Origin of the sequence: Mycobacterium sp. (assembly GCF_049683935.1) — a bacterium.
GTDB lineage: Bacteria > Actinomycetota > Actinomycetes > Mycobacteriales > Mycobacteriaceae > Mycobacterium.
Genome location: NZ_JBAUJR010000478.1, coordinates 1 through 9,990 on the forward strand (window position 1 = coordinate 1; position 9,990 = coordinate 9,990).

Here is a 9,990-nt window from a genome sequence, read left to right on the forward strand (position 1 = left end):
GTGGCAATACCGCGCAGGATCCGCACGGTGACTAGTAGCGGTAGTGCTCCGGCTTGTACGGGCCGTCGACGTCGACGCCGATGTACTCGGCCTGCTCCTTGGTGAGCTTGGTCAGCGAGCCACCGAGGGCCTCGACGTGGATCTTGGCGACCTTCTCGTCGAGGTGCTTGGCCAGGCGGTAGACCTCGTTGTCGTACTCGTCGTTCTTGGTCCACAGCTCGATCTGCGCGATGACCTGGTTGGAGAAGCTGTTGCTCATCACGAACGACGGGTGGCCGGTCGCGTTGCCCAGGTTCAGCAGTCGGCCTTCGCTCAGCACGATGATCGAGTGGCCGTCCTCGAAGATGAACTCGTCGACCTGCGGCTTGATGTTGATCCGGCGGACCTTCTGGTCGCGCTCGAGGCGGGCCATCTCGATCTCGTCGTCGAAGTGGCCGATGTTGCCGAGGATCGCCTGGTGCTTCATCGACTTCATGTGCTCGAGGGTGATGATGCCCTGGTTGCCGGTGGCGGTGATGATGATGTCCGCCCAGCCGACGGCCTCCTCGACGGTCTTGACCTCGAAGCCGTCCATCAGCGCCTGCAGCGCGTTGATCGGGTCGATCTCGGTGACCGCGACGCGGGCGCCCTGGGCCTTGAGCGCCTCGGCGCAGCCCTTGCCGACGTCGCCGTAACCGCAGACCAGCGCCGCCTTGCCACCGATCAGCACGTCGGTGCCGCGGTTGATGCCGTCGATCAGCGAGTGCCGGGTGCCGTACTTGTTGTCGAACTTGCTCTTGGTCACCGAGTCGTTGACGTTGATGGCCGGGAAGGACAGTTCACCGGCGGCGGCGAACTGGTACAGCCGCAGCACACCGGTGGTGGTCTCCTCGGTGACGCCCTTGACGGACTCGGCGACCTTGGTCCACTTGGATTTGTCCGCCTCGATCGAGCGGCGCAGCAGGTTCAGGAACACCTTGTACTCGTCGGAGTGCTCGTCGTCCTCGGGCGGAACCACGCCCGCCTTCTCGAACTCGGCGCCGCGCAGCACCAGCATGGTGGCGTCGCCACCGTCGTCGAGGATCATGTTCGCGGGCTCGCCTGGCCAGGTGAGCATCTGCTCGGCGGCCCACCAGTACTCTTCCAGCGTCTCGCCCTTCCACGCGAACACCGGCACGCCCTTGGGCGCCTCGACGGTTCCGTTGGGGCCGACGACGGTCGCGGCCGCGGCGTGGTCCTGGGTGGAGAAGATGTTGCACGACGCCCAGCGCACTTCAGCGCCGAGTGCGACCAGCGTCTCGATCAGCACGGCGGTCTGGACGGTCATGTGCAGCGATCCGGAGACGCGCGCGCCCTTGAGCGGCAGCACGTCGGCGTACTCGCGGCGCAGCGCCATCAGGCCGGGCATCTCGTGCTCGGCCAGCCGGATCTCTTTGCGGCCGAACTCGGCAAGTTCGAGGTCAGCGACCTTGTAGTCGATGCCGTTGCGGGCATCGGCGGTCAGTGATGCAGTCATGTAGAGCCCCTTATTCGGTAGACAATTGCCTGTGCGCGCACGGGTGTGCAGCGGCGACATCCATGCAAGACACCCAAAGCCTGCGGGCTCGCGGGACAGGCGCTCAGGCGCTCTGCCGGCTAAGGAGTATCTACAACACCGTAGCGTTCGGCGAAGGGAGACATCAATCTGGCCAGGTCTCGGGCCACATCGTGGTCGGCTTCCGGGGGCATCGACACGTAGCTCATCGCCAGTCGGACGATGGCCATGGCCAGCACTCCGGCGTCCTCGTCGCTGGCCCGCACCCAGCTGGACATGAACGTTTCGGTCAGCCGCGTCGAGCACCGACTGATGATCGGTGCGCTGTCGGTGGTGATGATCTGCAGCAGGTCGGGCTTCGAGGTCCCGGTCAGCAACGAGATGACCAGTGGGTCGGCCGACGACTCGGTGAAGAAGTCGCGGAACCCCTGCAGGAAGGCGGCGTAGACGTCGCCGACATTGTCGTTGATGGCGCTGTGGATCTGGTCGACGAGCCGGTCCGCCAGCCGCAGGGCGTACCCCTGGGCCAGACCGTGCCGCGAGCCGAACTCGTTGTAGATGGTCTGGCGGCTGATGCCGGCCGCCCTGGCGACATCGGACAGCGTGATCGAGGACCAGTCGCGGGCCAGCAGCATCTCGCGCATGCCGTCGAGGATCGAGTCGCGCAGCAGCACTCTCGATGCCTCGGCGTAGGAGATGCGCTTGTCGTTGGGGCGGCCCACACGCGCGACACTATCGCCTCGGGCCGTCGTGGCCGCCCAGGCCGTTGTCACGTCCCGCGGCCTGCCCCGCGAGCGCGCGTGTTTGCACGTCGCCAGTCGGCGAGTCGCGTACATCTGCGCGCGCTGGCCGGCGACGACTGAGCGCTCATCCCCGCGCCACCTCGACCATCTCGAAGTCGGACTTCGCTGCGCCGCAGTCCGGGCAGCTCCAGTCCTCGGGGATGTCGTCCCAGCGGGTGCCGGGGGCGATGCCGTCCTCGGGCCAGCCCTTGGCCTCGTCGTACTCGAAACCGCACTGCACACAGACGAACAGTTTGTAGTCGGCGTCACTCATCTTCTTCTCTTCCTTTCGCGTTGAGGCTGCACTCAGGGCGGGGACTACTCGCACTTTCCCGCCCTGAACGCAGCGTCAACATGGGGTTTTACGCGACCTCGAAATCGACCTTCTCGCGCACCGCACAGTCGGGGCAGCACCAGTCATCAGGGACGAGTTCCCACTGGGTGCCGGGCGGAAAACCCTCGCGCGGAGCACCTTTGGTCTCGTCATAGACGTAGTCGCAACCGGGGCAGCGGTAGGCGCTCATGCTCACGCCCCCTGCTGTTCGCGCAGGCGCTGCTCGTCGGCGCCATACTTGGCCAGCACCTTGTCGCGCACGCGCGGGTGGACGTTGACCTTGGTGATGTCGCCGTCGTAGTGCTCCATGACGCGGTGGTCCATCACCTTGCGCCACAGCGGCGGGAAGTAGGTGAGGCCGATCATCGACGCGTACCCGCTGGGCAGGTTCGGCGCGCCGTTCATGCTGCGCAGCGTCTGGTAGCGACGGGTCGGGTTGGCGTGGTGATCGCTGTGTCGCTGAAGGTGGTACAGGAACAGGTTGGTCACCAGATGGTCGGAGTTCCAGCTGTGTTCGGGTGCGCAGCGCACGTAGCGCCCGCTCTCGGTCTTCTGCCGCAGCAGCCCGTAGTGCTCGAGGTAGTTGACCGTCTCCAGCAGCGTGAAGCCGAAGACCGCCGAGATCACCACGTACGGGATGAGCGCGACGCCGAAGACCGCGATCAGCGTGCCGTAGAGCGCCACCGACATCGCCCAGGCGTTGAGCACGTCGTTGGACCAGTGCCACTTGCTCTTGCCGGCGCGGTCCAGCCGCTGCGCCTCGAGCTCCCACGACGACTTCAGGCTGCCCCACACACTGCGCGGCAGGAACTCCCAGAACGTCTCACCGAAGCGCGCCGACGCGGGATCCTCCGGCGTGGCGACCCGGACGTGGTGTCCGCGGTTGTGCTCGATGAAGAAGTGCCCGTAGCAGGTCTGGGCCAGCGTGATCTTGCTCAGCCAACGCTCGAGGGTGTCCTTCTTGTGGCCGAGTTCGTGCGCGGTGTTGATGCCGACGCCGCCCATCATGCCGACCGAGAGGGCCAGGCCGATCTTCGCCGGCCAGCCCAGAGAACCGTCGAATCCGAGCCAACTCAGGTCCGAGGCCGCGAACAGGTAGGCGCCCAGCACCACGGTGAGGTACTGGAACGGGATGAAGCTGTAGGTGCAGTAGCGGTAGTACTTGTCGTTCTCCAGCCGCTCCACTGCCTCGTCGGGCGGATTCTCGCCGTCGGGGCCGTAGCGCCAGTCCAGCAGCGGCAACACCAGGTAGACCAGGATCGGCCCGATCCAGAACGGGACCTGTGCGGCTGCGTGCCATCCGAGCTGGTTGAACGCCCAGATCAACGGCAGCATCACGAGTACGGCCGTGGGCACGATCAATCCCATCAGCCATAGGTAGCGCTTCTTGTCCCGCCACTGCTGGACGTCGATCTCTGAAATTTCGGTGGACACCCGATGCCTCCTCGCTGTGAGTGCGATCACTGACTGAGGTTGACTATAGAAGTCTATTTGTCGCTTGTCTAGACACAAACGCACTTTTTGTACAAAGCAACCTGGCGAATCGGGCGCGATACCCGACACCGGCGGTGCGTCAGCGCGCCGAGATCGCGGCCCGGATCATCGCGACGACCCTCTCCGGGTATTCCGTGAGGTCAAGCCAGGTGAAGCGCAGCACCTGCCACTCCAGCAAGACGATGGAGTTCTGGCGGAGACGGTCGATCTGGAACTCGTCCACGCCGCTGTGGAACGCGAACCCATCCACTTCGATGGCGACTTTCGCCGCGGGGAAGCCGACGTCCACGCGGTAACCGCCGACGCAGTAGTTCGCCTTCCAACCCGTGATACCTGCCTCGCGCAGCAGCTTGTGCAGCAGGCGTTCGGCTTCTGAGCGCGCGCCGTCGGAGGCCGCCTGTAAGAGCCGACGAGAACGCGGCGCTCCCGTGCGCCCTTTGTTGCTCAAGTGCGTCCGCCAGAGGCTGTTGAGGTCGACGTGCCGCTGTAGTGCGTTGTCCAGCAACTTGGCGCCCCCGCCATGTTGCGCAGCGGCTTCGACGACGGTCAACGGAAGTGACGTCACGTGGATGCCATTCCGTTCGACGATGTCCGCGGGATCCAGATCGCGCCGACGAACCCGACTGCCATTGTGTCGACGACCGTGGCTGTCCCGGGGCACCGTCACTTCCGGCACGGCGGGAGCGAATCGTGTAAGTCCGTGCCACCAGGCTGCCGTCAGGCCGCTCGCCGTAGCGCGGGAGCCGTATCCCCATACCGCTGCCCGGATGCGGGCTGCATCTGAGAACGGCCGGTCGTCGACGAAGTAGACCCCGCGGGCACATCGGCGCCACTGACCTGACTGGACCCGTCGCTGCACTGCCCGCAGGCTGAGGCCCGCTTCGCGAGCTTGATCGAGAGTGATCACTCCATCGTGGCGGCGCAGGTAGTCACTGAGCATGCCTGTTCGGACGCACCCGCGCGCCCCGCGGTTCCGTCAGCGGCGAATCGGGAGCGCCAACGCACCCTAGCGGTGCGTCAGCGCGCCGAATCCACGGCCGAGGAAGCGGCGGCGCGGCGGCCGACCATCGAGTGCCGACGGCCGTAGACGAAGTAGACGACCACGCCGATCGCCATCCAGATGCCGAACCGCATCCAGGTCAGCCCGGTGAGGTTCAGCATCAGCCACACGCACGCGATGATCGCCAGGATCGGCAGCACCGGCACGAAAGGCGTCCGGAAGCCACGCTTGAGGTCGGGCCGGGTCCGCCGCAACACGATGACACCGGCCGACACCATGACGAAGGCGAACAGCGTGCCGATGTTCACCATCTCCTCGAGGTTGCCGATCGGGAAGATCGTGGCCGTCACCGCCACCACGAAGCCGACGAGCAGCGTGATCCGCACCGGGGTTCCGCGCTTGCCCGTCTTGGCCATCTGACGCGGCAGCAGACCGTCCCGCGACATCGCGAACAACACCCGCGTCTGCCCGAGAACCAGCACGATCACGACGGTCGTCAGCCCGGCCAGGGCGCCGATGGAGATCACCTTGGCCGCCCAGTCGACGCCGTTGAGCGCGAATGCGGTCGCGAGGTTGGGCGATTCGGAGTCGCGCAACTCGGTGTAATTGACCATGCCCGAGAGCACCACCGCCACCGCGACGTAGAGGACGGTGACGATGCCCAGCGAGGCCAGGATCCCGCGGGGGATGTCGCGCTGCGGGTTCTTGGTCTCCTCCGCGGTGGTGGCGACGATGTCGAAACCGATGAACGCGAAGAACACGATCGAGGCGCCGGCCAGCAACCCGTACCAGCCGTAGTTGCTGCCTTCGGCGCCGGTGATGAGCGAGAACAGCGACTGCTCAGCCCCGGAGGCACCGTCGCCGCCGGCCTCGGCGGGCGGGATGAACGGCGAATAGTTCTCCGCCTTGATGTAGAAGGCGCCCACCGACACCACCAGCAGCACCACCGCGACCTTGAGGGTGGTGACGGCCAGGCTCACTCCCGCCGACAGCTTGGTGCCGTACGCCAGGATCGCCGTGACGAACGTGATGATCAGCAGGGCGCCCCAGTCGAGTTCCAGCCCGCCCACGTCGGCGATACCGCCGCCGAAGCCGAACACCGTGCCGAGGTAGCTCGACCAGCCCTTGGCGACGACGGCCGCGGCGACCGCGAACTCGAGGATCAGGTCCCAGCCGATGATCCACGCCACGAACTCCCCGAATGTCGCATAAGAGAAGGTGTAGGCGCTGCCGGCGACGGGCACGGTCGAGGCGAACTCGGCGTAGCAGAGCGCGGCCAGCCCGCAGGCGATGGCGGCGAAGATGAAGGAGATCGAGATCGCGGGGCCGGTGATGTTGCCGGCCGTGGATGCGGTGATCGTGAAGATGCCCGCGCCGATCACCACGGAGACCCCGAAAACGGTCAGGTCCCACCAGTTCAGATCCTTGCGCAGCCTGGTGCCGGGCTCGTCGGTGTCGGAGATCGACTGCTCCACCGATTTTGTCCGCCACCTGCTGGTCGACTGCGCGATCGGATCCTGAGCCACCGGCCGTCCTCTTTTCGTCATGTTTTCAGCGGAATGTACCGGCTAACGTAAAGGCCCGATGGGTCATCAGAGTGATAAACACGCGATCGTGATCGGTGCCAGCCTCGCGGGGCTGTGCGCTGCCCGGGTGCTGTCGGACTTCTACGACCGGGTGACGGTCTACGAGCGTGACGAGCTGCCCGACGTGCCCGCGAATCGCACCGCGGTTCCGCAGGGACGGCATGTGCATCTGCTGATGGCGCGCGGCGCGCAGGAGTTCGAGGGGCTGTTCCCCGGACTGCTCGAGGACATGGTCGCCGCGGGTGTGCCGATTCTGGAGAACCGACCCGACTGCATCTCCTTCGGCGCGGCCGGCCACCTGCTGGGGACCCAGCACACGCTGCAGGACGAGTTCACGGCCTACGTGCCGAGCCGGCCGCACCTGGAATGGCAGATCCGGCGGCGGGCCTTGGCCATCGACAATGTGACGCTGGTCCGGGAGGCTGTCGACGAGCCGGTGTTCGACGGCAATCGGGTCACCGGGGTGAAGACGGCCGACGGCGAGACCGTCGACTCCGACCTCGTCGTGGATGCCGCGGGCCGCGGCACTCGCCTCCCGGTGTGGTTGGCGCAGTGGGGTTTCGACCGGCCACGCGAGGACACCGTCGACGTGGGCATCGATTACGCCACCCACCAGGTGCACATCCCTGAGGGCCTGCTCAGGGAAAAGGTGGTGGTTGCAGGCGCGTCCCGGGAGCACCCGGTCGGGTTGGGGATGCTCTTCTACGAGGACGGCAACTGGGGTGTGACCACCTTCGGCACGGGAAAGGTCGCTCCGCCAGCTGATTTCGACCAGATGTGCGCGCTGGCCGACGAGATTCTTCCCGCACACGTCAGCAGCGCGTTGCGCCAGGGTGAGCCCCTCGGGCCGATCGCGGTGCACAAGTACCCCACAAGCAGGTGGCGCCGCTACGACCAGATGGAGCGTTTCCCCCAAGGCATTGTCCCGTTCGGCGACGCGGTGGTGAGCTTCAATCCGACCTACGGCCAGGGCATGACGATGACGTCGATCCAGGCTGGCCACCTACGCCGCGCACTGGAGACACCGAACGCCGACCTGTTCGGGACCTTGAGCAAGGCCACCGCCAAAACCACCTATCCGGTGTGGACGATGAACGCGGTCGGCGATCTGACGTTGCACGGCGCGACCGGACCGATGCCTCGGTGGTACCGGCCCGTCGGTTCGCTGTTCGACCAGTTCCTCGGCGCCGCGGAGACCGATCCCGTTCTGGCGGAATGGTTTCTGCGTCGATTCAGCCTGCTGGACAGCCTGTGGATGGTGCCGTCGGCGAAATTGGTGGGCCGGACCGTGCGGCACAACATGCGGTTGTGGGCCGCTGAGAAGCGGTCTAGATCCCGACGGTCACGCGAAACAGTCGGGTCGTCTGCTGGGCGTCCAACCTGATCGGTCCGTCGTCGGCGCCCACCCACGCCGCCGCGCCGCGTTCGAGGACCACCGCACTCGTTTTGGCGTGAACCGTCGCCGCGCCTTCGGCGCACAGCAGGATCTGCGGTCCGTCGTGGCGGGTGGGTGCGTCGATCTCGTGGCCGAGAAGCTCGCCGTCGATATGGAGCACCGACACCTCGAATTCCGGTGCGGGCGTGTCGTATACGAGTTCGGCTCCGTCTCGGAAGGATTCGGGCCGGACGACGACATCGTGAGCCGGGCGGAAATCGAGCACCCGCAGCAGTTCGGGAACATCGACGTGCTTCGGCGTCAGCCCTCCCCGTAATACGTTGTCGGAGTTGGCCATCACTTCGATGCCGACGCCCTGCAGGTAGGCGTGCAGATTTCCGGCGGGCAGATAGATGCCTTCGCCTGGTGCCAGCGTCACCCTGTTCAACAGCAGCGAACACAGGACACCGGCGTCACCGGGGTACCGCTCGCCGAGTTCGAGCACCGTTCTGGCTTCGGCGTCGAACTCCTGGCCGCCGGAGCGCACGTAGCTGATGGCGCCATCGAGCACCGCGGGCACCAGCTTGTCGAGATCGGGCTGCGGGCAGGTGATCCAGGTGGTGAACAACGCCCGCAGTCCGTCGGCGTCGGACTGGCCGGACAACAGGTGGATGAACGGCTCCAGTACTCCGGGGGCGATCGCCTGCATCAGCTCCACGGTGCGGGCGGCGGGGCGGAACCCGGCGAGCGCCTCGAACGGCCCGAGCGCCACCAGCAGTTCGGGTTTGTGGCTGCGGTCGCGGTAGTTGCGGGTGGGTGCTGCGATGGGGATGCCCTGGCGGTCTTCGCGCGCAAAGCCCTCGACCGCCTGCTCGGTGCTGGGGTGTGCCTGCAACGACAACGGCTCGTCGGCGGCCAGCACCTTCACCAGGAACGGTAGGCAGTCGCCGAATCTCCCCCGCAGCACCGGACCCAGTTCACCGTCGGGGTCGGCGCGCAATGCCTCGAGCAGGGAGTGCTCGCCGTCGTCGGTCTGCAGCCACGCCGGGTCCTGCGGATGCGCGCCGAACCACAGTTCGGCCTCGGGGTGCGGGGTCGGACTGGGCGCTCCGGTGAACTCGGCGATCGCGGTCCGCGAACCCCAGGCATAGGTGCGCACCGCTCCCTTCAGCAGATGCACGGGCTCAACCTCGAACCAGCCGCTGATAGACCGCTGCCATTTCGATGCGGACCGCCAGCAGCGCCAATTGTTGTTCGGGACGCCCGTTCCCGGGCCTAGGAACTGAACCCCGCACGATCTGATCCTCCCGTGTACCCGCCACGTCCGCGCCGTCCGGCACGTCGTTGGAGTTGACCACATACACGTCGTCGAAACCCATCAGCCTCGAGGTGACTGCGGGCCGGTCGGCGTCGGTGGTCAGCACGATGGTGCGGGTGCGCTGCGGCAGCGGTCCGTCGAGTTCCTCGTCGTGGAAAATCGATCCGCCGCCGGAGTCACGTCCCCAGCCCGTTCCGATCGCCACCAGCGCGTCCGCCAAGCCGACGGCGGCCACGGTCTGGTGGGCGACCCGGAGCATCACTGTGCAGGCGTGCCGGGCCAGCGCCACGAATGCCGCGGTGTCGCCGGCGAACACGACGTCGCGGCCCGACATCCGTTCGGCCAGGCTCTTCGCCGGGTTGGTGAACACCTCGTGGCCGGCACTGTTGCGGAACGCCTCGGCGTCGAGTTCGTCGGCCAGCGCCGCGAGGTCCACCGGGTTGCCGGGGAAGATCGCCTGCAGCGCGGCCAGCCCGGCGGCCAGGTAGCGGACCAGGGTGAAGTCCTCGGGCACCGGCAGGCGCGGCGGCAGCGCCACCGAACGGCCGGCGGTGGCGTCGCGCAACGGTCCCTCGTAGGGGGCGACCA

General features: G+C 66.6%; 9 protein-coding genes and 1 pseudogene. 1 reads left to right on the plus strand and 9 read right to left on the minus strand.

Annotated elements, in window-relative coordinates; genetic code table 11:
- Positions 1-31 precede the first annotated feature (31 nt).
- The 7 genes from ahcY to WA965_RS27145 form a co-directional block, all read right to left on the minus strand.
- Positions 32-1,495, minus strand: coding sequence for an adenosylhomocysteinase (gene ahcY, locus WA965_RS27115; protein ID WP_526297025.1), 1,464 nt, complete (start codon positions 1,493-1,495; stop codon positions 32-34).
- A gap of 119 nt (positions 1,496-1,614) precedes the next feature.
- Entirely contained in the window at positions 1,615-2,235 is a 621-nt protein-coding gene (gene alkX, locus WA965_RS27120; protein ID WP_526297023.1) for a TetR family transcriptional regulator AlkX, read from the minus strand.
- A gap of 145 nt (positions 2,236-2,380) precedes the next feature.
- The gene (locus WA965_RS27125; RefSeq protein WP_526297021.1) at positions 2,381-2,569 is read right to left on the minus strand and encodes a rubredoxin; all 189 of its coding nucleotides are present in this window, start codon (positions 2,567-2,569) and stop codon (positions 2,381-2,383) included.
- Between the two features lie 88 nt (positions 2,570-2,657).
- A complete protein-coding gene (locus WA965_RS27130; protein ID WP_526297019.1) occupies positions 2,658-2,819 on the minus strand; it encodes a rubredoxin in 162 nt (53 codons plus the stop codon).
- Positions 2,820-2,821: 2 nt separating this feature from the next.
- Positions 2,822-3,997, minus strand: a complete 1,176-nt coding sequence (locus tag WA965_RS27135) for an alkane 1-monooxygenase (protein WP_526297027.1) — start codon at positions 3,995-3,997, stop codon at positions 2,822-2,824.
- Positions 3,998-4,202: 205 nt separating this feature from the next.
- Complete coding sequence (locus WA965_RS27140) at positions 4,203-5,063, minus strand: type IV toxin-antitoxin system AbiEi family antitoxin domain-containing protein (RefSeq protein ID WP_526297017.1); 861 nt, start codon at positions 5,061-5,063, stop codon at positions 4,203-4,205.
- Between the two features lie 77 nt (positions 5,064-5,140).
- Positions 5,141-6,670, minus strand: a complete 1,530-nt coding sequence (locus WA965_RS27145; protein ID WP_526297015.1) for an amino acid permease — start codon at positions 6,668-6,670, stop codon at positions 5,141-5,143.
- A gap of 37 nt (positions 6,671-6,707) precedes the next feature.
- Between WA965_RS27145 and WA965_RS27150 the strand changes: the two genes are divergently transcribed.
- The gene (locus tag WA965_RS27150) at positions 6,708-8,093 is read left to right on the plus strand and encodes an FAD-dependent oxidoreductase (RefSeq protein ID WP_526297013.1); all 1,386 of its coding nucleotides are present in this window, start codon (positions 6,708-6,710) and stop codon (positions 8,091-8,093) included.
- Here WA965_RS27150 and manA read toward each other — a convergent pair.
- Positions 8,038-9,264: a mannose-6-phosphate isomerase, class I gene (gene manA, locus WA965_RS27155; RefSeq protein WP_526297011.1), complete on the minus strand. Its 1,227-nt coding sequence runs from the start codon at positions 9,262-9,264 to the stop codon at positions 8,038-8,040. The two genes, WA965_RS27150 and manA, sit on opposite strands and share 56 nt — an antisense overlap.
- A gap of 4 nt (positions 9,265-9,268) precedes the next feature.
- Positions 9,269-9,990 (minus strand): annotated as a pseudogene (locus WA965_RS27160) (TobH protein); the annotation flags it as partial.